Source organism: Streptomyces sp. NBC_00122, from assembly GCF_045160845.1.
GTDB lineage: Bacteria > Actinomycetota > Actinomycetes > Streptomycetales > Streptomycetaceae > Streptomyces.
Map to the genome: position 1 here is coordinate 1,026,835 of NZ_CP108191.1, position 24,573 is coordinate 1,051,407.

General features: G+C 73.2%; 21 protein-coding genes. 8 read left to right on the forward strand and 13 right to left on the reverse strand.

Annotated elements, in window-relative coordinates; all coding sequences use genetic code 11:
* Positions 1-71 precede the first annotated feature (71 nt).
* From OG737_RS04910 to OG737_RS04945, 8 genes are all read right to left on the reverse strand, one after another.
* Positions 72-1,151 carry a Zn-dependent alcohol dehydrogenase gene (locus OG737_RS04910; RefSeq protein WP_328924900.1) on the reverse strand — a complete coding sequence of 360 codons (1,080 nt, stop codon included), beginning with the start codon at positions 1,149-1,151 and terminating at the stop codon, positions 72-74.
* 45 nt (positions 1,152-1,196) lie between these two features.
* Entirely contained in the window at positions 1,197-2,609 is a 1,413-nt protein-coding gene (locus OG737_RS04915; protein WP_405921223.1) for an aldehyde dehydrogenase family protein, read from the reverse strand.
* 98 nt (positions 2,610-2,707) lie between these two features.
* A complete protein-coding gene (locus OG737_RS04920) occupies positions 2,708-4,210 on the reverse strand; it encodes a CitMHS family transporter (protein WP_405680178.1) in 1,503 nt (500 codons plus the stop codon).
* A 73-nt stretch (positions 4,211-4,283) separates the two neighbouring features.
* The gene (locus tag OG737_RS04925) at positions 4,284-6,584 is read right to left on the reverse strand and encodes a molybdopterin oxidoreductase family protein (protein ID WP_405921224.1); all 2,301 of its coding nucleotides are present in this window, start codon (positions 6,582-6,584) and stop codon (positions 4,284-4,286) included.
* A 172-nt stretch (positions 6,585-6,756) separates the two neighbouring features.
* The gene (locus tag OG737_RS04930) at positions 6,757-7,377 is read right to left on the reverse strand and encodes a TetR/AcrR family transcriptional regulator (RefSeq protein ID WP_328930210.1); all 621 of its coding nucleotides are present in this window, start codon (positions 7,375-7,377) and stop codon (positions 6,757-6,759) included.
* 40 nt (positions 7,378-7,417) lie between these two features.
* On the reverse strand, positions 7,418-8,719 hold the full coding sequence (locus tag OG737_RS04935; RefSeq protein WP_405922396.1) for a hypothetical protein: 1,302 nt from the start codon (positions 8,717-8,719) through the stop codon (positions 7,418-7,420).
* A 277-nt stretch (positions 8,720-8,996) separates the two neighbouring features.
* On the reverse strand, positions 8,997-9,791 hold the full coding sequence (locus OG737_RS04940; protein ID WP_405681442.1) for a hypothetical protein: 795 nt from the start codon (positions 9,789-9,791) through the stop codon (positions 8,997-8,999).
* A 92-nt stretch (positions 9,792-9,883) separates the two neighbouring features.
* Positions 9,884-11,992: a right-handed parallel beta-helix repeat-containing protein gene (locus OG737_RS04945; protein WP_405921225.1), complete on the reverse strand. Its 2,109-nt coding sequence runs from the start codon at positions 11,990-11,992 to the stop codon at positions 9,884-9,886.
* Between the two features lie 151 nt (positions 11,993-12,143).
* On the opposite strand from OG737_RS04945, the gene hmgA reads away from it, so the two are divergent.
* Together hmgA and OG737_RS04955 are read left to right on the forward strand one after the other, a co-directional pair.
* Complete coding sequence (gene hmgA / locus OG737_RS04950) at positions 12,144-13,496, forward strand: homogentisate 1,2-dioxygenase (RefSeq protein WP_405921226.1); 1,353 nt, start codon at positions 12,144-12,146, stop codon at positions 13,494-13,496.
* Positions 13,497-13,596: 100 nt separating this feature from the next.
* Positions 13,597-14,346, forward strand: a complete 750-nt coding sequence (locus OG737_RS04955; protein WP_328924906.1) for a GntR family transcriptional regulator — start codon at positions 13,597-13,599, stop codon at positions 14,344-14,346.
* Positions 14,347-14,376: 30 nt separating this feature from the next.
* Here OG737_RS04955 and OG737_RS04960 read toward each other — a convergent pair whose 3' ends face one another.
* Entirely contained in the window at positions 14,377-14,538 is a 162-nt protein-coding gene (locus OG737_RS04960) for a hypothetical protein (RefSeq protein ID WP_328924907.1), read from the reverse strand.
* 146 nt (positions 14,539-14,684) lie between these two features.
* On the opposite strand from OG737_RS04960, the gene OG737_RS04965 reads away from it, so the two are divergent.
* Positions 14,685-15,848, forward strand: coding sequence for a type ISP restriction/modification enzyme (locus tag OG737_RS04965; protein ID WP_405922397.1), 1,164 nt, complete (start codon positions 14,685-14,687; stop codon positions 15,846-15,848).
* Between the two features lie 72 nt (positions 15,849-15,920).
* Here OG737_RS04965 and OG737_RS04970 read toward each other — a convergent pair whose 3' ends face one another.
* Positions 15,921-16,649, reverse strand: coding sequence for a TetR/AcrR family transcriptional regulator (locus OG737_RS04970; RefSeq protein WP_328924908.1), 729 nt, complete (start codon positions 16,647-16,649; stop codon positions 15,921-15,923).
* A 73-nt stretch (positions 16,650-16,722) separates the two neighbouring features.
* Here OG737_RS04970 and OG737_RS04975 point away from each other — a divergent pair, with 73 nt between their 5' ends.
* From OG737_RS04975 to OG737_RS04985, 3 genes are read left to right on the forward strand one after another with little or no spacing between them, the layout of a single operon-like run.
* On the forward strand, positions 16,723-17,685 hold the full coding sequence (locus OG737_RS04975) for an ATP-binding cassette domain-containing protein (protein ID WP_328924909.1): 963 nt from the start codon (positions 16,723-16,725) through the stop codon (positions 17,683-17,685).
* Entirely contained in the window at positions 17,682-18,482 is an 801-nt protein-coding gene (locus OG737_RS04980) for an ABC transporter permease (RefSeq protein WP_328924910.1), read from the forward strand. Before OG737_RS04975 ends, OG737_RS04980 begins: the two co-directional genes overlap by 4 nt.
* 50 nt (positions 18,483-18,532) lie before the next feature.
* Positions 18,533-19,744 (forward strand): CaiB/BaiF CoA transferase family protein, encoded by a 1,212-nt coding sequence (locus tag OG737_RS04985; RefSeq protein ID WP_405680170.1) that lies wholly within the window; start codon positions 18,533-18,535, stop codon positions 19,742-19,744.
* A gap of 51 nt (positions 19,745-19,795) precedes the next feature.
* On the opposite strand, the gene OG737_RS04990 is transcribed toward OG737_RS04985, so the two are convergent.
* A complete protein-coding gene (locus OG737_RS04990) occupies positions 19,796-20,065 on the reverse strand; it encodes a hypothetical protein (protein WP_076046471.1) in 270 nt (89 codons plus the stop codon).
* Positions 20,066-20,355: 290 nt separating this feature from the next.
* On the opposite strand from OG737_RS04990, the gene OG737_RS04995 reads away from it, so the two are divergent.
* Positions 20,356-22,053 (forward strand): serine/threonine-protein kinase, encoded by a 1,698-nt coding sequence (locus OG737_RS04995; protein WP_405680168.1) that lies wholly within the window; start codon positions 20,356-20,358, stop codon positions 22,051-22,053.
* Here the strand turns inward: OG737_RS04995 and OG737_RS05000 are convergent.
* Positions 22,023-22,829, reverse strand: a complete 807-nt coding sequence (locus OG737_RS05000) for an SGNH/GDSL hydrolase family protein (RefSeq protein ID WP_328930214.1) — start codon at positions 22,827-22,829, stop codon at positions 22,023-22,025. The two genes, OG737_RS04995 and OG737_RS05000, sit on opposite strands and share 31 nt — an antisense overlap.
* A gap of 206 nt (positions 22,830-23,035) precedes the next feature.
* Between OG737_RS05000 and OG737_RS05005 the strand changes: the two genes are divergently transcribed.
* Positions 23,036-24,133 carry a DUF5925 domain-containing protein gene (locus OG737_RS05005; RefSeq protein WP_405680167.1) on the forward strand — a complete coding sequence of 366 codons (1,098 nt, stop codon included), beginning with the start codon at positions 23,036-23,038 and terminating at the stop codon, positions 24,131-24,133.
* A gap of 20 nt (positions 24,134-24,153) precedes the next feature.
* Here OG737_RS05005 and OG737_RS05010 read toward each other — a convergent pair whose 3' ends face one another.
* Positions 24,154-24,540 (reverse strand): GntR family transcriptional regulator, encoded by a 387-nt coding sequence (locus OG737_RS05010; protein ID WP_328924914.1) that lies wholly within the window; start codon positions 24,538-24,540, stop codon positions 24,154-24,156.
* Positions 24,541-24,573: the final 33 nt, after the last annotated feature.

A 24,573-nucleotide genomic window follows, 5' to 3' on the forward strand; every position in this document is an offset into this window, starting at 1 on the left:
GGAGGACCGGCACACGGAGCACCGGGACAGGAAGGCTCTGCGCGCGAAGGCCGCGCCCGGCGGGAGACGGGCTAGAAGACGACCAGGGAGCGGCCGCCCTTGCCCGCCAGCATGGCATCGAAGGCGGCCGGGATGCCGTCGAGCGCGATGCGGTCGGTGACCAGGGCTCCGAGGTCGAGGCGGCCCGCGCGGACGTGTTCGGCGATCACCGGGAGGTCGCGGGCGGGGTCGCTGCTGCCGTAGACGCAGCCGGTGAGGGTGCGCGCGAAGTGGAAGATCTCCAGCGCGTGGAAGGTGACCTGCTGGTCCTTGCCGCCGATGCCCACGACCGTGGTGCGGCCGCCGCGGCGGGTGGACTCCCAGGCTCCGCGGATGGCCTCCGCCCGGCCGACGCATTCGACGGCGACGTCCACGCCCTGGCCGCCGGTGAGCGACCGGATCTGCTTGGCGGTGGTGTCGGAGGCGAGCACGAATTCGGTGGCTCCCGCCGCCCGGGCCAGTTCCTCCTTGGCCGGGGACACGTCGACGGCGATGACCGGGCCCGCCTGCGCGATCCGGGCGGACTGCAGGGCGGCCAGGCCGACACCGCCGACGCCGAAGACAGCGACGGATTCGCCGGGGCGGACCTGGGCGCTGTGGTGGACGGCGCCGTAGCCGGTGAGGACCGCGCAGCCGAGCAGGGCGGCCTCGGCGAGCGGGATCCCGGCGGGTGCGGGCAGCACACAGTTGGCCGCGACGACGGTCTCCTCGGCGAACGCGGCCACGTTCAGCCCCGGGTGCAGCGCGGCGCCGTGCGCGTCGTGCGCGTAGACGGCCCCGACGCCCGTGAGCGCGTTGACGCAGAGCCAGACCTCGCCCATCGAGCAGTGGTGACACTCCCCGCAGGACGGGGCCCAGTTGAGCACGACCCCGTCGCCGGGGGCGACGTGGGTCACGCCGTCCCCGACGGCGAGGACCGTACCCGCGCCCTCGTGGCCGAGGACGGCGGGGACGGGAACCCGCATGGTGCCGTTGGTGAGGGAGAGGTCCGAGTGGCAGACCCCGGCTGCGGTGAGCCGGACCCGGACCTGCCCGGGGCCGGGATCGGGCAGCACTATCTCCCGTATCTCCAGCGGGGCTCCGACGGCGGGCAGGATGGCGGCGCGGACCATGGTCGTCTTCTCCGGATCGGGGCGGCTCGGAACTGGCAGGACAGCTTAGAACTGCAACGACTTGGTCTGGAGGTACTCCGCCAGACCGTGCGGACCCAGCTCGCGGCCGACGCCCGACTGCTTGTAGCCGCCGAAGGGCGCGCGCACGTTGAAGCGGCCGCCGTTGATGTCCACCTGCCCGGTGTCCATGCGGCGGGCGAAGGCCACGGCCGTCTCCTCGTCCGCGGCCCAGACGGCGCCGCCCAGGCCGTAGACGGTGCCGTTGGCGATGCGCAGGGCGTCCTCCTCGTCCTCGTAGGAGAGGATCGACAGCACCGGGCCGAAGATCTCCTCCTGGGCGATGGTCATGTCGGGTGTGACGTCGGCGAACACGGTCGGGGCGACGAAGTAACCCCGCTCGTGCGGCGCGTCGGGGCCGCCGGCGACGAGGCGGGCGCCTTCCTCGATGCCCTTGGCGATGTATCCGCGCACGCGTGCGTGCTGCTTGGCGTTGACGACCGGGCCGAGGCGGGTGGCCGCGTCGCCGGGAGCGCCGGTGGGGTACGTGGCGACGGCGGCGGCTGCGAGCGTGACGGCCTCCTCGTACTGCTCCCGGTGGACGAGCATGCGGGTGAGCGCGTTGCAGCTCTGGCCGCTGTTGTTCATGACGTGGCCGACGCCGGCCGCGACGGCCTTGGCCAGGTCGGCCCCGGGCAGGATGACATTGGCCGATTTTCCGCCCAGCTCGAGGGCGACCCGCTTGACGGCGGCACCGGCGGTGGCGCCGACCTGCTTGCCGACAGCGGTCGAGCCGGTGAAGGAGACGAGGTCGACTCCCTCGTGCGCGGCCAGCGCCTGACCGGCGACCGGACCGGTGCCGGTGACCAGGTTGAAGACTCCGGCCGGGATGCCCGCCTCGTGCACGCATTCGGCGAAGAGCTGTGCGGTCAGCGGGGTGTCCTCCGCCGGCTTGAGGACGAGGGTGCAGCCGGCGGCGAGAGCGGGCGCCACCTTTGCAACGATCTGGTACAGCGGGTAGTTCCAGGGCGTGATGGCTCCGACCACACCGACCGGCTCCAGCAGCACGGTGGAGTTCCCGATCCGCTGCTCGAAGGCGTACGAGGCCGCGAGTTCGGCGTAGGAGGAGGCCACGGCGATCGGCGCGCCGACGTGGACCGCCTCCGCGAAGCCGGGCAGGGAGCCGAGCTCCGCGGTGATGAGCTCGGCGATCTCGCTCTTGCGGGCGACCAGCACGTCGTGGAGCGCGCCGATCAGTGCCGCCCGCCCGGCCGGAGCCGTGGCCGCCCAGCCGGGGAAGGCCTCGCGGGCCGCGCGTACGGCGGCGTCCACGTCCTCGGCGGTGCCGGCCGGAACCGAGGCGATGACCAGCTCGTCGGCCGGGTTGACGACCTCGATCCGGTCGCGTCCGGCGGCGGGCCGCCATTCGCCGCCGATGTACATCCCGTCGTGGGCCTTCATGGCATTCCTCCCGAGCACGCACGAGCGCGTAGACCTGACATCGCCAACACACTACAAACTAGCGTCGGTAGTTTTCGGAAGGCCAGCGGCGGCCGGAATCAGATGATGCCGAAAAGCATCCCTGCGGCGAGGACGACCAGAGAGGTCAGGGCCGCCCATTTCACGGTGAAGCGGGTGTGGTCGCCGAACTCGACCTTGGCCATGCCGACGAGGACGTAGACGGCCGGAACCAGCGGGCTGGACATGTGCAGGGCCTGGCCGACCAGGGAGGCGCGGGCGATTTCGAGCGGCGAGACCCCGTGGGCGGCTCCGGCCTCGGCCAGGACGGGGAGCACGCCGAAGTAGAACCCGTCGTTGGACATGAAGTAGGTGAGCGGCAGGCTGAGCAGGCCGGTGACCAGGGCCATGTGGGGGCCCATGCCCTCGGGGATGGCGCCGACGAGCCAGTCGGCCATGTGCTTGACCATGCCCGTGCCGGTGAGGACGCCCGTGAAGACGGCGGCGGCGAAGACCATGCCCGCGACGTTGAGGACGTTGTCGGCGTGGGCGGCGATCCGGGCCTTCTGGTCGGGCATGTGCGGGAAGTTGACGGTGAGGGCGAGGGCGGCGCCGAGCAGGAACAGCACCGGGATGGGCAGCAGTTCCATGATCATCGCGGCCAGGAGGGCGATCGTGAGGCCGGCGTTGAACCAGTACAGGCGGGGCCGCAGGGTGGCGCGGTGCGGGTCGAGGCCCCGGAAGCCGTCGTCGGGGAGGCCGGGAGCAGGCTCGGAGCCACCCGTGGCGTGGCGGTCGCCCGTGGCGTCGGAGCCGCCGGTCGCAGCGCCCGGCGCACCGGCGTCCGGGCCGACGGAGGCCCCGGTACCGGCGGCCACCAGCGCGGCGGCGGCCTCCGGCGCGCGCTCCTCCTGGACGTCGCCGTCGGTCTCCGCGTCCGCGTCCTTGCCGCTGTTCTTGTCCTTGTCCTTGTCCGCGGGGAGGACAAGGAGGCCGACCCGGCGGCGCTCCCTCACACCGAGGACGTACGCCAGGACGAAGACGAAGAGCAGGCCCACCGCGAGGGCCGGAATCATCGGGACGAAGATGTCGGCGGCGTCGAGCTTGAGGGCGGTGGCGGCGCGGGCCGTGGGTCCGCCCCAGGGCAGGGTGTTCATGACGCCGTTGGCGGTGGCCGCGACGCCCGTCATGACCACCAGGCTGAGGCCGAGCCGCTTGTACAGCGGATACATCGCCGAGACGGTGATCATGAAGGTGGTCGAACCGTCGCCGTCGAGCGAGACGATGGCGGCGAGGACGGCGGTGCCGACGACGACGCGCATCGGGTCGGCCTTGCAGAAGCGCAGGATGCCCCGCACGACCGGGTCGAAGAGGCCGACGTCGATCATCACGCCGAAGTAGACGATGGCGAACATCAGCATGGCGGCGGTCGGCGCGAGTTTGCCGACGCCGTCGATGACGTAGTCGCCGAGGTGCGCCCCCTTGCCTGCGAACACGCAGAAGAGCGCGGGAATGAGGACGAGCGCCGCGATGGGCGACATTTTCTTCATCATGATCAGGACCAGGAACGTCGCGATCATGGCGAAGCCGAGGAAGGTCAGCATGGGGGGAAGGTAGGTGCCGCCTCCTTACGCCAACAAGACGTCTGAGCGTGAGCAATACGAGCAAAACCCCAGCTCAGGGCAAGGGTGTGAGCTCGACGGGGAAACCGTTGAGCACGGCCGTGCCCGACAGCGGGTCGAGCCGGGTGCCGTCGAGCAGCTGATTGACGTTGACGCCGGGTGTGGCGGAGGCGACCGAGAGCCGTGAACCGGCGCGGTCGTGGCCCCAGCCGTGCGGGAGGCTCACCACTCCGGTACGGACGGCGTCGGTGACCTCGACGGGAACCTCCAGGCTGCCCCCGTCGGCGGTGACCCTGGCCCGCCCTCCGTCGGCCAGTCCCAGCCGGTCCGCGTCCTCCGGGTGGATCTGAAGTGTGCAGCGGTTGGAACCTCCGGTGAGGGCCGGGACGTTGTGCAACCAGCTGTTGTTGGACCGCAGATGGCGGCGGCCCACGAGCACCAGGGCCGTGGGGCGGTCGGCGAGCGCCGCGCGCATCCTGGGGAGCTCGGCCGCGATCGGGTCCGGGAGCAGCTCGATCCTGCCACTGCGGGTCTTCAGCACGCCCGGAAGCCGGGGCCGCAGCGGGCCCAGGTCGATGCCGTGCGGATGCGCGAGCAGCCGCTCCAGGCTGAGCCCGTGCGCGGCCGCCTCCCCCTCTGCGTGCGCCCCGGCGGCGGCGTCCGCCCCGGCGTCGGAGTCGTCGTCAGCCCCGTCAGCGCCGGCGAACTGGTCTCCGTACGGCCCGAGTCGGAGCATGAGGTCGAGCCGCCGTTCGGGGCCGCTCCCGCCCGTGAGCAGGCCGGCGAGGCTCGCCGGGTCCTGCCCGTGCACCCGGGAGCGGGGGTCCGCGGTTTCCTTGGCAAGGGTGGTCCGGATGGCCAGTTCGTCGACGGCGTCCGGGGCGGCGGAGCCGTGCATGCCGGAGACGGCCAGCACGAGACGGGCCTGGATCTCGCACTCGTCCATCCGCCCCTCCTCGAGCGGCAGGACGGCCGGCGAGTAGCGCGCCTGGTTGCGCACGGCGAACCCGTTGAACGCGAAGTCGAAGTGCGCGCTCTGGGACGGCGGCGGCGGGGGCAGCACGACGTGGGCGTGGCGTGAGGTCTCGTTCAGGTACGGGTCCACGGAGACCATGAAGTCGAGGCCGGCCAGCGCCCGGTCGAGCCGGTCGCCGTCAGGTGCGGACAGGACCGGATTCGCGGCGATGGCGATCAGGACCCGTACTTGCCCGTCACCCGGGGTCTCGATCTCCTCCGCGAGGGCGGCCATGGGCAGTTCGGCCTTGGCCTCGGGGTGGCCGCTGACCCGGCTGGACCAGCGGCCGAGGGCGAACCCCTTGCCGGGGCGGGCGGGCCCGGGTGCGGGAGCCGTCGCGGAGAGCGGGAAGAGAGCTCCGCCCGGCCGGTCCAGGTTGCCGGTGAGGATGTTCAGTACGTCGACCAGCCAGCTGGCGAGCGTGCCGTACTCGACGGTGCAGCTGCCGATCCGTCCGTAGACGGCGGCGGTGGGCGCGGCCGCGAGGTCGCGGGCGAGGGTGCGGATCTCGGCCGCCGTGAGGTCGCAGGCGGGGGCTACGGCCTCAGGAGTGAAACTCCCGAGCGCGGCGGCGAGTTCCCCGAGGCCCTCGGTGTGTTCCTCCAGCCTGCCCGGGGCGGCGAGCTTCTCGGCGAGCAGGGTGTGCGCGAGCGCGGCGAGCAGGAGCGCGTCGCTGCCGGGGCGCGGGGCGAGGTGGCGGTCGGCGAGCCGGGCGGTGCGGGTGCGGCGCGGGTCGACGACGACCAGGGTGCCGCCGCGGGCGCGCAGGGCCTTCAGTTTGCCGGGGAAGTCGGGGGCGGTGCAGAGGGAGCCGTTGGACTCGACCGGGTTGGCGCCGAGGAGCAGCAGGAAGTCGGTGCGGTCGAGGTCCGGGACCGGGATGGCGAAGGGATCGCCGAAGAGCAGCCCGCTGGAGACGTGTTTGGGCATCTGGTCGAGCGTGCTGGCGGTGAAGAGGTTGCGGGTGCCGAGTGCCTTGAGGAGCAGCGGCGGGTAGAGGGCACCCGCCATGGTGTGGACGTTCGGGTTGCCGAGGACGACCCCGACCGTCTGCGCCCCGTACTCCCCGACGAGGGCGGGGACGGCGGCGGCGATCGCGTCGAAGGCCTCCTCCCAGGTGGCTTCCTGCAGCGTGCCGTCACGGCGGACGAGCGGGGCGCGCAGCCGGTCGGGGTCGGAGTCGACGGCTCCGAAGGCTGCGCCCTTGGGGCAGATGAAGCCGCGGCTGAAGACGTCCTCGCGGTCGCCGCGGGCGCCGGTGACGGCGGCGTCCCCGATGGTGAGGGTGAGGCCACAGGTGGCTTCGCACAGGGGGCAGATGCGCAGGGCGGTGCGGGGCATGGGGCCCTCCTGGGGCGGCTGGCTGCGGCACGGATACGCGGGACCACCGAGCATACCGACCGGTAGGCACGGGGGGCAGGGGTCTGCGGGAGCAGCCTTGGAGAGGGCCGCCCGACCGAGCCGCGAGGGCCGGGGACAGCCTGAGCCGGGGACGGCCCGCCGGGGGCGGGGGTCAGTCCAGCACGCGGGACAGGTAGGCGTGCATCATCGCCCGGGTCTCGGCGACGATGCCGGGATCCCCCGCCGGGTCGGAGCGGAACGCCAGCTGGATGAGTGCGTCGGTGGCCTCGACGGCGACCAGTACGGCCCGCTCCAGGGTGGCGTCCGGGGTCAGGCCGAGGTGGGCGCAGAGCAGTTCGGTGAGACGGGCCGCGACCAGGTGGTTGGGGTCGGCCTCCGGGCCGTCGGGCGGCGGCGCGGGCACGCCGAAGTCGACGAGCGCGAAGCCGGGGACGCTGCGCTTCATGGCCAGGTACTCGTCCAGCACCGCGTCGACGACGGGCCGCCAGTCCGTGGCGGGGAGGCCGGCGAGCCGGTCGGCGATGCCGTCGGCGTAGTGGTCCAGGTTGCGGTGGGCAAGGGCGATGGCCATGGCCCGCTTGTTGCCGAAGAAGCGGTAGACCGAGCCGATCGGCACGCCGGCGCGCAGGGCGACGGCGCGGGTGCTGAGGTTCTCGTACCCGGTCTCGTCGAGCAGTTCGGCGCAGGCGTCGAGGATCCGGGCGAGCCGGTCGGCGCTGCGCTGCTGGATCGGAGCGCGGCGCAGGGAGTGGGCGGGAGGCACGGGGTCCATCATGCCGTTCCTCGCTTCTCTGTCGAGCGGAGCACCGGCCTCAGTTCAGCAGGAGGCTCAGCCCGCCGATGGTGTACGTGATCATCAGCGCGAGCAGCGGCAGTTGGCCGGCCACCGCCTTCGCGGGCGGAAAGAGGCGTACGGAGCGGTCGTGGGCGGCGACGACGCCGAGTACGTGGCCGGTGACGACGGCGACGACCTGGAGGGCGGCGAGGCCGCCGGGGCCCAGGGGCGGGACGGGTTCGGGGGCGTTGTCAGTGCCGGCTGCAATGCTTACCGTACGTGGTCCTTCGGTTACCAGGAGGGAGAAGTAGTGGGCGATGAGATAGCCGAGCGCGATCGGTACGAGTGAGTGCGCGAAGGCGGTCAGGGGACGGGGGTGCGGTCCGCTGACAAGGCGGGTGGCCGCGGCGCACGTGCAGTACAGGGTGGCGACGAGGGCGACGGAACCGAGGAGTCCGAGGGTGGCCGTGGGGGTGCGGCCGAGGGGGGAGGTCTGCAGGGTGTTGATCCACGAGGGGTTGTCGGAGAAGCCGTCGTAGGCGGTGGAGCCGAGCAGGACGCAGACGGTGGCGACGAGTCCGGGCCGCTCGGGTGTCGCGTCGAGTCCGTGGAAGGGGTTGCGGAGAACCAGGCGGCCGTCGCTGCGACGGCCGAGGAGGGAGAGGCGGGCCAGGAGGGCGGAATACGCGTCGAAGGCGTCTCCGTCGTCGAACCAGCGCTCGCCGAAGCGGGCGGCGAGCAGGAGCTGGGCGGTGGCGTAGACGGTGAGGGCGATCAGAAGGGTGGTGGTGGACGCGGGATCGGGAGCGACGAGTTCGAGCCAGGTGAAGGCGAACAGCCCGGCGGCGGCGGGCCATTGGCCGAGACGCGGGGGAAGGGGGCGGTCGGGGTCGGGGCGACGCCGGGCACGGCGGAGCAGCCGGTGCAGGGTGCGGAGCGGGTTGAGCAGGCGCCAGACGGGGCCGAGGAGGAGGGAGGCGGGGACGAGTCCGACCCAGAAGAGGACATAGACGGCGCCGGGAGCGGGGTTGCGCGCGGGGTCGTCGGGACCGAGGAGGAGGTGGAGGAGGACCGCCAGGGCAGCGGCGAGCCCGAGTCCGCGCAGGGCGGTGCGGGTGACCGGCGCGTCGGCCACCCGCTGGAGGGCGGCTGGCAGGGCGCGACCCGAGCGGTCGCCTTGGAAGCGGGAGGTGGACCAGAGCAGGCCGAGGGCGAGGAAGGAGATGAAGAGCGCGGCGAAGGCACCGGCGAAGGCGTAGAAGGGAGAGATCGGCAGATCGTGCTGGGAACCGATCCCGTGCGCGAGCGCGGTGAGCGGATCGGCCGGGTAAGGGACCACGTCCTGGCCGTCGCCGCCGCCACCGGCGACCGGGGCGGCACCCGGCCAGACGGCGGTCACCACCGGCCCACCCGGGGCAGTGACCCGCGCGGGCCTCGGCCTAGCATCCCGGACGTGGGCCCGCGTCCGGGGGCCCGGGCCGGGACCTCGTGGGGCGTCGGCCACGGGGGCTGGGCGTCGGCCGCTGCCGGCGGCGTCGCCGGCAGCGGGTGCGGCGAGGTCGCCTGCGGCGGCAGAGGGTGCGGCGTCGGCCGTGTCATCGGGGGCGGCTGCGGGGTCATCGGACGAGGAGCTGGGTCAGGACGAGGGCGGACTCGTGGGTTTCGACCTCGAAGAGGCCGGTGCGGTCGGCCGTCAGGATCAGGGTGGCCTCCTGGCCTGCGGGCAGGGCGAGCTCCTTGTCGTAGCCGTGGACGTGCAGGGTGTCCGCGCGGTCGCTGGTGACGCGCAGGGCGACCCGCTCTCCGCGCCGCAGCTCGGTGCGGGCGGGGGCGGGGCTGACCTTGCCTTCGCGGATGGTGATGGTGACCGTCCGGTCGGCCTGCTCCGGCGGCGCGTCGCCGTGGCTGTGTCCCCCGGACTGGCCCGCAGCGGCGGCGGTGAGCGGGGTCGTGCCCTCGACCGGCTTGCCGGACACCGCCCAGGCGGTGTGGTCGTCCGCGTACAGGCGGACGGTCAGGGTGTGCGCGCCCTCGGGGACCTGCGCGGCGGGCAGGTGGAACCACGGGCCGTACAGTCGGGCCAGTTTGCGGCCGTCGAGCTCCAGGTGGGCGTGGCCGGCGCCCGGGAGGGCGGCGCCGCCGGTGCTGTCGGGGGTGAAGCGGAAGTTCTTCACCGCCAGCTGGAGGTTCCAGCCGTCCTCCGAGTCCGGGCGGGCGGTGAGCCGCACCTCCGGCGCGCCCTCGGCCGGGACCTCGCGGAGCCGGTGACCGGTGCCGTCGTCGGTGGTGAGCAGGGTGCCCGTGCTCCCGGAAGCCTGCTCGTGGGTGGTGCCGGGCTTGTGGTGGGTGGTGGCCCGCCCGCCGCAGCCCGTCGCCGCTCCGGACGCGAGCAGCAGCACGAGGGCGAGCAGGGCCGCGGTGCGGGCGGTCCGGCCCGGCCCGCGGGGCGGGCCGGGCGGCGTACCGCAGGGGTCGCACCCGGTGCGGTCGTCGGGCCGGCCGGTCACAGCAGGCCGCCTGTGGCTGGGGCGGCGGGACCGGCCGGAGCCGGCTCGCGGTCGCCAGCCGGGTCGCCGCCGGAGCCGGAGGGCAGGGCCGGGGTGCCGGGGCGGGCCGAGGCGACGACTGCCCACAGGATCCAGACGACGGCGACCAGGGACCGTACCCAGGCGGGGCTCAGGGGGGTCCAGGGAATCATCAGGACCGCCTTGTCGAAGGCGTCCAGCAGGGTGAGCCCGGCCAGCAGCAGGGTCAGGCGGGCAAGCCAGGGGCGGGCGGGGCGCAGAGCGAGCCCGACACCCGTCCACCACAGTCCGAGGAGGAGCAGTGCCAGTGCGGGGACGAAGGTGGCGACCAGCCCGGTCGTGGAACCGGCCACGTCCAGGGCCAGGCCCGCCAGGCCCAGGAGCGAGGCCGCCGTGCCCAGGCGCGAGCCGCGCAGGCGGCGCCACCACAGCACACCGCCGACCAGGAGCAGGACGCCCGCCACGGCGAGCGCGATCTGGGTCTCCACGCGTTCCAGACCGCGGGCGCCGTACCAGTCGCAGCCGGCCGGGAGTTTGCGTGCCTGGACGCTGTAGTCCGCGCAGACGAGCAGCTGGACCAGCTTCACCGGTTCGCCGACCAGGCGGGCGGACGCCCCGGTGACGTCTCCGCGCGCCTCCCCGCACCGCGGCACGGTGCCCGGCGTCGAGCCGTCGGGGCCGTCCTGCCAGCAGTTGGCGCGCCCCTGGCCGTCCCACCAGACGTCCATGCCGTTGGGGCGGGCGGCTCCGGACTTGTCCTTGCCCATGGTGTTCCCGGCGTACCGGTTGTGGTGGGAGGTGTCGGCCTGCTTCGACCACTTCTCCTCGCCGCGGATGAAGGCGGGTACGGCGCTGAGGAAGAAGCCCGCGCGCCGGTGCCCGTACACCCAGTTGTCCTCGTAGACGTTCCAGTTGCCGCCCGCGGTGATGATGCCGGTGCCCGGCGGCATGGAGATCTGCGGACAGACGACGCCGCGCTCGTAGCCGCGCTCGACCGGTGGCTTGGCGCAGGTGCCGTCGGCGACGTACCCGTAGTAGTCCTGGTTGTTGTCGTGGATGAGGTTGCGCTCGAACTTGGCGTGGTTCTGCGGGAGTCCGGGGTGGCCGGGGAAGGCGCTGTCCATCGAGGCGCCGCCCATGTTCTGGTCGAACTCGTTGTCGTGCACCCACACCGAGTCACCCGCGGTACCGGAGTAGCCGACCATGTTGTGATGGCTGTGGCAGCCGGTGATCTCGATCGAGTAGCGGGGCACTTCGTAGCCCCGGCCGTCGTTGATGTTGGAGGCGCTGCCGGGGTAGATGCCGGAGTCCCCGTTGCCGTACGACTCGCAGTTCTTGTAGAGCCCGTGGTCGCTGGCGAAGGTGAGGAAGCCGTATTCGTCGTTCCACCGGGTCAGCACGTCGTCGATGACGAACCCGTCGCCCGCCAGCACGTACAGCGAGTTGAAGGTGGTGCGCTGGGCGGTGAAGTTCCGGAAGTAGACGCCGTTGGACTTGTCGGCCCGGATGCCGTTCAGCTTCTGGTATTTGGCGTCGACGATCACGTCCAGGCGGGAGGCGCCCGTGCCCTCGATCTGCAGGTTCGTCTTGCCGAGGATGGCGACGAGGTTCTGGTTGTGCCGGCAGGCGACCTGCTGCTCGTAGGTGAGGATCTGGTAGCCGAGCGCGGAGTTCGGGGCCTTCAGCTCCGCGCACCGACCCGTCGGCTTTCCGAGTGAGGGCTCCTCCTCGTACAGGCCGGGGAGGATCGCGATGTTCATCCCGGGCCGGTCGACGGCGTCGACGGCCTCCTGGAGATGCCGGTAGCCGCTCTTCTCGCACCGCTCGTACAGGGCGAGGTTCCGCTGCCTGAGCTCCTCGGGGAAGGCGGATATCCGGCGTTCGAACTCGGGGCGGCCCGTCTTGCACACCACCAGGTCGGGCTCGGCCTTGCGGTACTCGGGCACGGATCCGGAGCCGTCGGGAAGGGTGACGGGGCGCTCCTCGTGCGCGCGGGCGGCGGGCGCGGCGGCGAGGAGGGACAGGAAAGCGAGGAGGGCGGCGAGGAGCGCCGCCGGCACGGCAGGGAACCTGCGGGTCCACGACATGCGCGTGAGAGTAGAGCATTGTTCATCTTTTGGGATCCCCCTCTGCATGAATCCGCCGCGAGGGGCGACGCCGCGAAAAGCACCGTTGACGCGCGGGCCGCGGAATCCTACTGTCACCCACAGGATTCCTTCGACGGAGTGGGAGCAGCACATGAGCGAGCAGGCCGGCAACGGCAGCGAGCAGGCCAGGAAGACGGCGGAGGCGCTGGAGTACCTCACCGGCTTCGGCAACGAGCACAGCTCGGAGGCCGTCCCCGGCGCGCTGCCGCTCGGCCGGAACTCGCCCCAGCGCGCACCCCTGGGCCTCTACGCCGAGCAGCTCAGCGGCTCCGCCTTCACCGAGCCGCGCACCCACAACCGCCGCTCCTGGCTCTACCGGATCCGTCCCTCGGCCGCGCACCCGCCCTTCAGCCGGATCGACAACGGGGCCCTGCGCACCGCGCCCTTCACCGAGGCCGCGGCGGACCCCAACCGGCTCCGCTGGAACCCGCTGCCCGACCCGGCCCCCGGCACCGACTTCCTGGCCGGCCTGTGGACCCTCGGCGGCAACGGTGACGCCGCCCAGCGCGCCGGCATGGCCATCCACCTCTATGCCGCCAACGCCTCCATGACCGACCGGGTGTTCAGCGACTCCGACGGCGAGCTGCTGATCGTCCCCGAGCGCGGCGGACTGCTCCTGCGCACCGAGTTCGGCCTGCTCTCCGTCCGGCCGGGCGAGATGGCCCTCATCCCCCGCGGCGTCCGCTTCCGCGTCGAGCTCCAGGACGTCGGCACCGACGGCGCGGCCCCCGCCCGCGGCTACGTGTGCGAGAACTACGGCCAGCCCTTCGAGCTGCCGAACCTGGGCCCGATCGGCGCCAACGGCCTCGCCGCCGCGCGGGACTTCCGCGCCCCGGTCGCCGCGTACGAGGACAGCGAGCGCCCGACCGAGGTGATCAACAAGTTCTGCGGCAACCTCTGGTCGGCCACCTACGACCACTCACCGCTCGACGTCGTCGCCTGGCACGGCACCCACGTGCCGTACGTCTACGACCTGCGCCGTTTCAACGTCCTGGGCTCGATCAGCTACGACCACCCCGACCCGTCCATCTTCACGGTCCTGACCTCGCCCTCCGACACCCCGGGGCTGGCGGGCGTCGACTTCGTGGTCTTCGCCCCGCGCTGGCTGGTAGGCGAGGACACCTTCCGCCCGCCGTACTTCCACCGCAACGTGATGAGCGAGTACATGGGCCTGATCGAGGGCGCCTACGATGCCAAGGCCGAGGGCTTCGTGCCGGGCGGCGGCTCGCTGCACAACATGATGTCCGCGCACGGCCCGGACCGGGAGACCTTCGACCGGGCCAGCGCCGCCGAACTGAAGCCGCAGAAGATCGACGACGGCCTGGCCTTCATGTTCGAGACCCGCTGGCCGATCACCGCCACCGCCCAGGCGGCCGACGCGGATCACCTCCAGCGCGGTTACGACGACGTGTGGCAGGGTCTGCAGCGCCACTTCCGCGCCTGACCCGCGCTGCGTACGCTCGCCTGCGCCACCCGCCCGCCGCAGGCGCAGGCGCACGCCGCCCGCCGCATGCCGCCCCGCCCAGCCGTACGGAGAACCACCCGTGACCGCCTTCGCCCCCGACTCCCTGGTGCTGAACCGGAAACTGCCCCTCTGGTACCAGGTGTCGCAGTCGCTGCGCGCCTCGATACTCGGGCGCACCCCGGACGCCTCGCTGCGCCTGCCCACGGAGGAGCAGCTCGCCGAGCACTACGGGGTGAGCGTGCTGACCATGCGGCAAGCACTCAAGGAGCTGGAGGGCGAGGGCCTGATCAGCCGGCACCGGCGGCGCGGCACCTTCATCGAGCCGGGCGCGCTGCGCGGCGCCCCGGTGCGGCTGCTGGGTTCGGTCGACGCGATCGTGGCGCAGCAGTCGGGCGACCGTACGACGATTCTCGGCCACGGGCGCACCGCCGTGTCCGGGGAGCTGCTCGCGCACTTCCCGGACACGCCCGAGGTGGTCACCTACCGCCGGCTGCGGCACGACCGCGCGAGCGGCGAGCCGACGAACTGGGTGGAGAACGCGGTCCTTCCCGAGTTCGCCGAAGCGGTGGATCTCGCCGATCTCGAACGGTGGCCGATGACGAAGGTCCTGCGGGACGTCGTCGGGGTGCGCATCAGCCGGATCACGGACACGGTGGAGGCCCGGCTCGCCGACCCGGAGACGGCCGAGCTGCTCCAGGTCCCGCTGCTCAGCCCGATCCTGCACTACACGGGCGTGACCTACGACGAGGACGGCCGGGTGGTGGACGTGGCGAGGATCCGCTACCGCGGCGACCGGTTCTCCTTCACGGTGACCGTCGACGCGCACTGAGCGGCTGCGGCGGCACCGCCCTGGAGCCTGCTACTTCTCGTCGTCCTCCGTGGTGCGCTCACCCTCCGCCTGGGACGGCGTCGTCCGCATCGTCTGGGGGTGCCGCTGCTTGCGCTGAGCCTCGTCCATGTCCTCTTCGAGCCGCTCACCCTCGGCCTGCGAAGGAGTCGAGTATTCGTCGTACTGACTCATGACCGTCTCCTCGGTCGATACGGAACGCATGCGATGTACGCCCATATAGGACTCATGCGATGTACGCCCATATAGGACTTATGCCTATATAAGGAGCGTAGCGCTTCGGTCTCGGCGCAGCCCGGCCGCCGGATCCCGTCGCTACCATCGGCGGCGTGAGCGAAGACGTACCGCTGCTGGACGATCTGATGCCCTGGGCCGTGGGGAGCCTGCGCCTGGGCCGCGCCTGGGTGGCCGCGCCCGATCCGGCGGCCCTGCGCGCCCGCTGGGCGGCCCTGACCGGCGCCGAAGCCGCCGAGCGGGAGCGGCTGTTCCGCCCGAGCCGGGGCCGTACGCCCGCCGCCGGCGCGGCCGCGCTGCCCGGTCAGCGCTCGGCCACCGCCCGTTTCGCCGACGCGCCCGGCCCGTGCCCCGAGCCCGTACGAGTCCTGCGCGACCCCTTCGACGAGCAGTGGCTGCTGCCCGACCAGCGGCTCATCGACACGGCCCGCCCGGAGCTCTGGCGGGTCCTGGACGGGCATCAGCTGTTCACCGTCGAGACCCCCGACCTGCTGGTCACCCCGCACCTCCCGGCGGGCCGGCTCGGCCGGATCCGACCGCTGCACCGGCGTCCCGGCGGCGCCGAGCCGAATCTCGCCCCCGGCCTGCTGCCGCTGCTGGGCGAGCGGTACGGCGGCTGGGCGACCCCCCAGGACGTGCTGTGCTGGATCCTCGCGGCGGGCCGCCCCGGGCCGCGGGGGTACGAGGTCCCGCTCACCGCCGACCCGGAGCGCTGGCGGGCCGGGCTGGAGCTGGGCCACCGGCTGCTCGGCGTCCAGCTGCGCGGGGCCCGCGGCGGGGAACCGCCCCGGCTGCCCGGCGGGCGCCGCCCGTACGTCCGCTCGGCACTGGCGGCGTGGCCGCACGAGCTCGCGTACGACCCCGCGAGCGAGACGCTGGGCCTCGGCGGCGGGACCGTGTCCCCCGTACCGGCCGGCGCGTGGGAGTACGAGGTGCAGGGCGCCCGCGTGCTGGAGGCGTGGCTCGCCGCCCGCGGCGCGCACCGCGACCCGGCCGCCGACGGGCTGGAGGCGCTCGGCCCGGCCGAATGGCCGCAAGCCTGGACCTCGGAGCTGCTGGCCCTGGTCACGACCCTGGCGCTGCTGGCCGATCTGGCCCCGGAGCGGGCCGCGTTCGAGCCGGGTCCGGGGCTGTCCGCCGACGAGCTGCGCGCGGCCGGGGTGCTGCCTCCGCCGCGCTGGGCCAGGCGTCCGGCCTCGGTCCTGGACCACCAGGAGGAGGGCCCGGGCGGGCAGTTCGCCCTGCTCTGACGTCGGCGCCCGGAGCCCGGCCCCGGCCCGTCGGCCCCCGGCCGCCGTACAGGAGGGATCCGGACAGGAGGGTTACGGACCCCACGCCCCCAGCAGCCGCGACATCGCGCGGTCGAACGCCGCGACCAGATCGGGCCCCGCCTCGGTGATCGGCACGGCGCCGCCCGTGAGGGCCGCCGCCAGCCGCGGGTACTGCCCGGTGGCCAGCCGCGAGCCGATCCACGCCGCCCGTACGCCCTGCTCCTCGGCCTCGCTCCAGGGCAGCGCCCGGGCCCGCTCGGCCAGCGCCAGCTCGCCCGCCACATAGGTGGACACCATGCCGTTGACCGCGGCGACCAGCTCCAGCTTCTCGCCGTCCGGCACGGCCAGCGGCGCCAGGCAGTCCAGGCTGTGCTCCAGGTACCGCAGGGCGTTGGGGCTGAAGCCGTGGACGGGGCTCAGCAGCCGGGGCAGCCACGGGTGCCGGTGCATCAGCGCCCGCGTCTGGCGGGCCAGCGCGAGCAGATCGGCCTGCCAGTCGCCGGTCGGCGCGGTGAACTCGTACTCCCCGCTGACCGCGTCGACCATCAGCTCGTACAGGTCCTCCTTGCGCGGCACGTAGTTGTACAGGGACATCGTCCCGGCGCCGATCCCGGCCGCCACCCGTCGCATGGAGACGGACTCGATCCCCTCCTCGTCGGCGATCCGCACCGCCTCGGCGGCGATCGACTCGCGGCTGTGCGCGGGCCGGGGTCCGCGGCCGGCCCGCTGCGGGCGGGCCCAGATCACTTCGGGTTCAGCGGGTCGCCCGCCGGCAGTCATCGCTCAGATCACCTCGTCGTCTCGCCACCATCTTAGTTACGTACGCCGTACGTAGTGAGGTAGGGTGCCGCACATGACAACTACGTACGCCGTACTTAGTGAAGGCTTGGAGAAGAACTACGGGCAGGTCCATGCCCTGCGCGGCCTCGATCTCGCCGTGCCCGAGGGCACGGTCTGCGGTCTCCTCGGCCCCAACGGCGCGGGCAAGACCACCGCCGTCCGGATCCTCACCACCCTCACCGCACCCACCGGCGGCCGCGCCCTCGTCGCCGGCCACGACGTCACCCGCGACCCCGCAGTCGTCCGCCGCGCCATCGGGGTCACCGGCCAGTACGCCTCCGTCGACGGGGATCTGACGGGCCGGGAGAACCTGCGGCTCTTCGCCCGCCTCGCCGGACTGCGCGGCTCCGCCGGCCGGGACCGCGCCGACGGGCTGCTGGAGCGCTTCGGACTCGGCGAGGCCGCCGACCGGATGGCCGGCACGTGGTCGGGCGGCATGAAGCGGCGCCTGGACCTGGCCGCCGGGCTGATCACCCGCCCCCGCGTGCTCTTCCTGGACGAGCCGACCACCGGCCTGGATCCGGCGGCCCGCGAGCAGATCTGGACCGCGGTACGGGACCTCGCCGCGGAGGGCACCACGGTGCTGCTGACCACCCAGTACCTGGAGGAGGCCGACCGGCTCGCCGACGACATCGTCGTCGTCGACCGCGGCCGGGCCGTCGCCACCGGCACCCCGGCGGAACTGAAGGCCCGGATCGGCGCCTACGCCGAGGTCGCCGTCACCGCGCGCGAGGCACTGGCCGGCGCCGCCGTCGTACTGGACCAGCTCACCGGCGGCCGGCCGACGCTCGACGAGGAACGGCTCACCGCCGGTGTCACCGTGCTCGACCCCGGCCTCACCCTGCCCCGGATCATCCGCGCGCTCGACACGGCCGGCGTCCCGGTCACCGACGCGAGCCTGCGCCCGCCCACCCTCGACGAGGTGTTCCTGCGCCTCACCCGCGTCCCCGCGGCCCGGAAGGAGAACGCGGCATGAGCACCGTGCTGTCCGACGGCGGAGCCGTCCTCACCCGCCAACTCCAGAAGGCCCGGCACGCCCCGGCGCTGCTGATCCTCACCCAGACCATGCCGATCACCATGCTGCTCTTCTTCGGCTACGTCTTCGGCAGCGCGCTCGCCATGCCGGGCACGGAGTACCGCGAGTTCCTGGTTCCCGGACTCCTCGCCGCGACCTCCGCGAACGGCCTGATGACGGGCATGTTCACCGCCGCGCAGGACGCCCACCGCGGGGTGATGGACCGCTTCCGGACCCTGCCGATGAGCCGCAGCGCCGTCCCGCTCGGACAGACCGCCGCGGACCTGCTCACCACCGGCGTCTCCATGGTGCCCCTGATGCTGGTGGGGCTGGCGATGGGCTGGCGCGTCGAGAACGGCCTGCCGGGCGCGCTCGGCGCCCTGGGCCTGCTCCTGCTGTTCCGCTTCGCCACCGCGTGGGTGGGGACCTACCTCGGCCTGGTGAGCAGGAGCGAGGAGGCGGCGGGGCAGCTCGGCAGCGCCACCTTCGTCCTGCCGATGCTGTCCAGCGCGTACCTGCCGACCGCCGGGCTCCCCGCCTGGCTGCGTACGGTCGCCGAGTGGAACCCGATCAGCGCCGTCGCGACCGGCGTCCGCGAACTGTGCGGAAACGTCGGCGGCGGGGCGGCCGAGGCCGCGGCGGGCGCCGCCTGGCCGGCCGCGCATCCGGTGGCCGGTGCGCTGCTCTGGTCGGCGCTGCTGCTCGTGCTGTTCGTGCCGCTCGCGACACGGCGGTTCGCCCGGGGCACGGCGGGCTGACATCCCGGGGGGGTGACAGGCTGGGGTCGGACGGGATAGGCATCGGTGCCATGAACACCGAAAGCGCCGCGCCCGAACCGCTCCCCCTCGCCGGCATCACCGTCGTCGCCGTCGAACAGGCCGTCTCGGCCCCCTTCGCCACCCGTCAGCTCGCCGACCTCGGCGCCCGGGTGGTCAAGGTCGAGCGCCCCGACGGCGGCGACTTCGCGCGCGCCTACGACACCGCCGCGCACGGCCTCGCCTCGCACTTCGTGTGGGCCAACCGCGGCAAGGAGTCGATCGCGCTCGATCTGAAGGACCCACGCGGCCGGGAGGTCCTGCACGGCCTGCTGGCCGGCGCCGACGTGTTCGTGCAGAACCTCGCGCAGGGCGCCGCGGCCCGGCTCGGGCTCGACTCGGCCGCGCTGTGCGCGCGTTACCCGCGGCTGGTCGCCGTGGACGTGTCCGGCTACGGCGCCGAGGGCCCGTACGCCCACAAGCGCGCCTACGACATGCTCGTGCAGTGCGAGGCGGGCCTGGTCTCGGTGACCGGAACGCCGGAGCAGCCCGTCAAGGCGGGGATCCCGGCGGCGGACATCGCAGCGGCCATGTACGCCTTCTCGGGGGTCCTCGCCGCCCTGCTGCGCCGCGGGATCACCGGGCGCGGGGGCAGGGTGGAGGTGTCCATGCTGGACGCGCTCGCCGAGTGGATGGGGCATCCGCTGCACCACACGATGCACGGCGGGGAGCAGCCCGTGCGCACCGGCCTCGCCCATGCCGTGATCGCACCCTACGACGCCTACACGACGGCCGACGGGGACCGGGTGCTGCTGTCGGTGCAGAACGACCGGGAATGGCGGCGCCTCGCGCAACAGGTGCTGGACCGGCCGGAGTTGGCCGAGGACCCGGCGTACGCGACGAACGCGGCGCGCACCGCCAACCGGGAGAAGACCGACGCGGTGGTGGCGCAGGCACTGGGCGGGCTGGGCGCGGACGAGGCGATCGGGCGGCTGGAGGCGGCGGGCATCGCCTGCGCGCGGCTGAACTCGGTGGCCCAGCTGGCCGCGCATCCGCAGCTGGCGGCCCGGGACCGCTGGCGGGAGGTGGGATCACCGGCCGGTCCGCTGCGGGCCCTGTTGCCTCCGATCGGGCTGCCGGGCGGCGCGGCACCGCACATGGGTGCGGTGCCCGCGCTGGGTGAGCACACCGATGACCTCTTGCGCGCCCTGGGGATGGCGGGCGCACAGATCTCGGAACTGCGCCGGGACGGTGTGATCGCGTAGGGCCGGGTGGCCGGATGCCGGAAGGGCGAACGGCTGCGGGTGCGGGGCCTGTTACGAACGGCGGCTGCCGAAGAGCGTGCGACGCAGACGGCGCAGCGGCGCGAAGAGCGAGACGCGCGCGCTCCGGCTCCGCAGACGGTGCGTGTGGTCGCGGGAGGTGAGCTCGCGCATCAGCAGCGTCGCCTCCGCGGTCTCCCGGTGCGGGACGGCGGGTCCGCCCAGCACGGCGAGATGGCGGTCGAGGCGCGAGCTGGTCGCACTGCTGCCGCAGGTGATGGCAGGCACGCGAGGCGGCCTGCTGCGCATTGCTATCTGTTCCATGATCTCTCCCCACCCGTACGAGGGCACCCGGCCCGGGCAGGTTAACCCTATCGCCCCCGCGTCGCGCGCGGGTATCCCGGTGGTGTGAATTACCCGTGTGGCGACGGGGAGTTGACGATTACTCAGCGCAGTTGCCCGTCACTCTCCGCACAGAGACCGGCACGGAAATCACGCTCTGGAAGACCTAGGCGCCAGTCCCGTCACGACAGGGGCCACTTGGCGCGCGCTGCGCTAACTTGGAGTGACCGATCGATGACACATGGGCGCACAGAAGCATTCGGGGGGCTCGCGTGAGTGAGGAATCCAACTCCGATCGTGTCATCTCGGGCCGCTACCGGCTGCTGGAACAGATCGGCCGCGGCGGGATGGGCATCGTGTGGCGGGCCCGGGACGAGGTCCTGGCCCGCGACGTCGCCGTCAAGGAGGTACGGGCGCCCGCCGGGATCGAGCCCGCCGAACTGCGGCGGATGTACCGGCGGCTGGAGCGGGAGGCCTGGGCGGCGGCGCGGGTCACGCACCGTGGGGTCGTCACGGTCTACGACGTGGCCTCCGAGGACGGCCGGCCGTGGATCGTGATGGAGCTGGTGCGCGGGCTGACGCTGGCCGACGTACTGGAGGCCGAGGGGCCGCTGACCCCGCAGCGCGCCGCGCACCTCGGGGAACAGGTGCTCGCCGCGCTGCGCTCCGCGCACGACTCGGGGGTGCTGCACCGGGACGTGAAGCCCGGGAACGTGCTGATCGCCAATGACGGCCGGGTGGTGCTGAGCGATTTCGGGATCGCGAGCCTGGAGGGGTCCTCGGCGATCACGATGACGGGCGAGGTGGTCGGCTCTCCCGAGTTCGTGGCGCCGGAGCGGGTGCTGGGGCGCGATCCGGGACCCGAGTCCGACCTGTGGTCGCTCGGGATCATGCTGTACGCGGCCGTCGAAGGGGTTTCGCCGTTCCGGCGGGCGACCGCGCCGGCCACGCTGCGGGCCGTGGTGGACGAGGAGTTGCCGCCGCCTCGCCGGGCCGGGCCGCTGGAGCCCGTACTGGAGGGGCTGCTGCGCAAGGACCCGGCCGAGCGGCTGTCCGCGACGGAGGCCACCCGGATGCTGCGGGTGGTGGGCGCGGGCGGGACCGTACGGGCCTCGGGCGGGCCGGTGTCCGGGCCGGACTCGCCGACGGCCGCCGCGCATCATCATCACCACCGGCAGGAGTCGCAGCGGTCGCCGTACGGGGAACCCACGCCGCCGGTACCGGGGCCTGCGTCGGAGCGGGTCCGGGAGCCGGGGCCCGGCGCGGCGCCCCGCCAGGGCCGGGCCGGGGCGGTGCTCACGGCCGGGATCGTGGTGCTGCTGCTGGCGCTGGTCGCGCTGGGGTGGCTGCTGCTGAAGGACCGTGAGGGCGACGACCGCGGAGGCGCCGACCCGGTCGGCCCGGCGACCACCGCCCAGGCCGTCACCACTGCCGCCTCCGCCGCCCCGTCCGCCTCGGCGTCGCCCTCGGCCCCGGCTTCGGCGTCGGCGTCCGCCTCCCCCGCCCAGCACGTGTCGGTGTACGTCGACACCGTGCGCGCCTCCTACAGCGGCGGCTGCCCGCCGCCCCCGGAGCGCGCGCCCTCCTTCACCGCCACCGTCGAGGTGGAGCGCACCCCCGTCGAGCTGGAGTACCGCTGGGCCACGCGGAGCGGGAAGACCTCCGGCCCCGGCTGGCGGTCCGTCACGTACGAGGAGGGCGGGCCGAGGAGCCGGCGGCTGGAGCACACCGAGCTCACGCACGTGCCGGACGCGGTGTTCGAGGACGCGGTCCGGCTGGAGGTGCGGGGGCCCGCGGAGGTGGCCACCCAGTGGGTGGGGACCTCCGTGACCTGCGAGAAGGAGACCCCGACGAGCGGGGCCCCCTCGCCTGGCGCGAGTACGTCGACGACCCCGTCGGCAGAGCTGCCGACGGAGCCTTCCGTCAGTTCGCCGGCCGCTCAGGCGGCGTTGGTGAAGACCGGCAGGTAGCCGCCGGACTGTCCGGCCGCGGTCGGGTGGTACGACTCGCCGATGTTGAGCCAGTTGACGCTGTGCAGCCACGCGTCGCCGGAGCAGATCTCGTGGCCCGTGAAGGCTCCCGCGACCGAGGCGAAGGTGAAGCCGTGGTCGGCGGCGCGCTTGGCGATGGCGGCGTTGAGGTAGTCGGCGGCCCCGTTGATGGCGGAGCGTTCGCCTTCGGTCAGGCCGGTGGCGCAGGTGCCGTTCAGCTTGTAGAAGCGGGGATAGCCGAGTACGACCACGTGCGCGTTCGGCGACCGGCTGTCGATGGCGTTGTAGACCTGGTCGAGCTGGCCGGGGAGGGTGGAGTCCACGTACGCCTTGGCCTGGTTGACGCGGTTGACACAGGTGGATTCGGACTGGAGCACACAGGTCGTCATGACGTCGGAGAATCCGGCGTCGTTGCCGCCGATGGTGATGCTGACCAGGTCGGTGCCGGAGTTCAGCGGGCCGAGCTGGCCGGAGAGGACGTCACCCGTACGGGCGCCCGAGCACGCGGCGAAGGAGAAGGTCTGCGGGGCATGAGCGGCGGCCCACAGGGCCGGATATGCACGGGTGGTGCGCTTGCAGGCGCCACTGGCGCCGTCGTAGTTGCCGGCGCCGACGCCGGAGGAGTACGAGTCGCCGAGGGCGACGTAGCCGAAGTCGGCCTGGGCTGCTGCGGCCGCCTGGCCTGCGCCGAACAGGGCGGCGCCCGCGGCGAGTAACAGGGATGAGGCGAGCGCGGCGAAGCGCGGGATTCTCATGCTCATGTGTGCGGCTCCTTGTGGGGGTTACTCCTGAGTCCGTGGTACAAGGAGCCGAGCGTGGCTGGAAGTGTCCATGCCAAGAATATTCGGGGCAGAGTTGCGGCCCGAATCTTCACTCCCGACGCGTTTGAAGAGGGAACTCGGCCACCCGATCCGGCGAAACACGGGTGCACGAGGCCAACTCGTGCCGGATCATGGGCGCCATGCCAGCCAACCCGCATGACGCGCTGCCGATCCGGCTCAACGTCGACGACAGCGACTCGCCGTCGGATGTCGTCGACGCGCTGTTCCTCGGCCGGTTCGCGTCAGGCGAGCAGCCGTTCTCGCACAGCGTGTCGATCGACCGGGTCCGGCCGGGAGCCACCCTGCTGCCGCCCGGGGCCAGCGTGTTGCGCTCGGCGCGCGACAGCGACCGCAGCGCCACCCTCGCCGAGGGCGAGGGCTGGACCATGCTCGTCTCCCGCTGGAGCCGGGGCGCGGACGTCACCGTGACGGCGGTCAGCGACGAACTCGCCGCCGATGTGCTCGGCGAGGCCACGGAAGGGGCACAGGACGACCCCGAACCGCAGCCGGAGAACGTCACGATGGGCTTCTGGTACGTCTCCCCGCGCCGCGGCCCGTACCGGACGACCCGCCAGATCGCCGCCGGGACCTGGGCCGAGGTGCGGCCCAACTACACCGCGCCGGTGGCCGGGGCGATGGACCGGCTGATGAAGGTGACCCCGGACGACATCGCGGGCCGGCTGCTCCTGCTGCACGGCCCGCCGGGCACGGGCAAGACCTCCGCGCTGCGCACGCTGGCCCGGTCCTGGCGGGACTGGTGCCAGGTGGACTGCGTCCTGGACCCCGAGCGGCTGTTCAACGACGTGGGCTACCTGATGGACATCGCGATCGGCGAGGAGGAGGGCACGGCGAAGGGCCGCTGGCGGCTGCTCCTGCTGGAGGACTGCGACGAGCTGATCCGCGGCGAGGCCCGGCACACCGCCGGGCAGGCACTGTCCCGTCTCCTCAACCTGACGGACGGTCTGCTGGGCCAGGGCCGCAACGTTCTGGTCGGCGTCACGACCAACGAGGACCTCGAACGCCTCCACCCGGCGGTGGTCCGCCCGGGGCGCTGCCTGGCCCGCATCGAGGTGGGCCGACTGACCCACCGGGAGGCGGTGGACTGGCTGGGCACGGACGAGGGCGTCTCCCGCGAGGGCGCCAGCCTGGCCGAACTCTTCGCGCTGCGCCGGGGCACGGGCCCGGCGGCCGTACTCCCGCCGCAGCCGCACTCGTCCGAGGCAGGGCTCTACCTGTAGGCGGACCCCGGCGGCAGCCCTTAGCGGGCGGCGAACCGGGCCCGGAGGGCGTCGGCGGCGGCGGACAGGGCCTCGGCCTCGGTCAGGCCCAGGCGGTGCGCCCGCTCCGCGAACGCCTGCGCGGCGGCCGCGGCCTCGCGGGAGGCTCCCTCCGCCGCCGCGACGAACGTCCCGTGCCGGCCGCGCGTCTCGATCACCCCGTCCGCTTCCAGCGCCCGGTACGCCTTCGCGACGGTGTTGGCGGCGAGCCCCAGCTCCTCCGCCAGCCCGCGCACCGTCGGCAGCTTGAAGCCGGCCGGCAGCTTCCCCGACCGGGCCCGGTCGGCGATCTGCGCGCGCAGCTGTTCGTACGGGGCGGCCGAGCCCGTCGAGCCGTCGATGGTGATCTTCAGGTTTGTCGAGGTCACGCGGCTGATTGTCTCCCATCGCCGGATAATTGG

Bases quoted from the DNA above. Each gene is read 5' to 3' on its own strand.
- OG737_RS04975 (WP_328924909.1), top strand. From the start codon at position 16,723: ATGACAACTACGTACGCCGTACTTAGTGAAGGCTTGGAGAAGAACTAC.
- OG737_RS04960 (WP_328924907.1), bottom strand. From the start codon at position 14,538: ATGAGTCAGTACGACGAATACTCGACTCCTTCGCAGGCCGAGGGTGAG.
- OG737_RS04925 (WP_405921224.1), bottom strand. From the start codon at position 6,584: ATGCCCCGCACCGCCCTGCGCATCTGCCCCCTGTGCGAAGCCACCTGT.
- OG737_RS04915 (WP_405921223.1), bottom strand. From the start codon at position 2,609: ATGAAGGCCCACGACGGGATGTACATCGGCGGCGAATGGCGGCCCGCC.
- OG737_RS04985 (WP_405680170.1), top strand. From the start codon at position 18,533: ATGAACACCGAAAGCGCCGCGCCCGAACCGCTCCCCCTCGCCGGCATC.
- OG737_RS04910 (WP_328924900.1), bottom strand. From the start codon at position 1,151: ATGGTCCGCGCCGCCATCCTGCCCGCCGTCGGAGCCCCGCTGGAGATA.
- OG737_RS04980 (WP_328924910.1), top strand. From the start codon at position 17,682: ATGAGCACCGTGCTGTCCGACGGCGGAGCCGTCCTCACCCGCCAACTC.
- OG737_RS05000 (WP_328930214.1), bottom strand. From the start codon at position 22,829: ATGAGAATCCCGCGCTTCGCCGCGCTCGCCTCATCCCTGTTACTCGCC.
- OG737_RS04990 (WP_076046471.1), bottom strand. From the start codon at position 20,065: ATGGAACAGATAGCAATGCGCAGCAGGCCGCCTCGCGTGCCTGCCATC.
- OG737_RS04920 (WP_405680178.1), bottom strand. From the start codon at position 4,210: ATGCTGACCTTCCTCGGCTTCGCCATGATCGCGACGTTCCTGGTCCTG.
- hmgA (WP_405921226.1), top strand. From the start codon at position 12,144: ATGAGCGAGCAGGCCGGCAACGGCAGCGAGCAGGCCAGGAAGACGGCG.
- OG737_RS04945 (WP_405921225.1), bottom strand. From the start codon at position 11,992: ATGTCGTGGACCCGCAGGTTCCCTGCCGTGCCGGCGGCGCTCCTCGCC.
- OG737_RS04930 (WP_328930210.1), bottom strand. From the start codon at position 7,377: ATGGACCCCGTGCCTCCCGCCCACTCCCTGCGCCGCGCTCCGATCCAG.
- OG737_RS04970 (WP_328924908.1), bottom strand. From the start codon at position 16,649: ATGACTGCCGGCGGGCGACCCGCTGAACCCGAAGTGATCTGGGCCCGC.
- OG737_RS05005 (WP_405680167.1), top strand. From the start codon at position 23,036: ATGCCAGCCAACCCGCATGACGCGCTGCCGATCCGGCTCAACGTCGAC.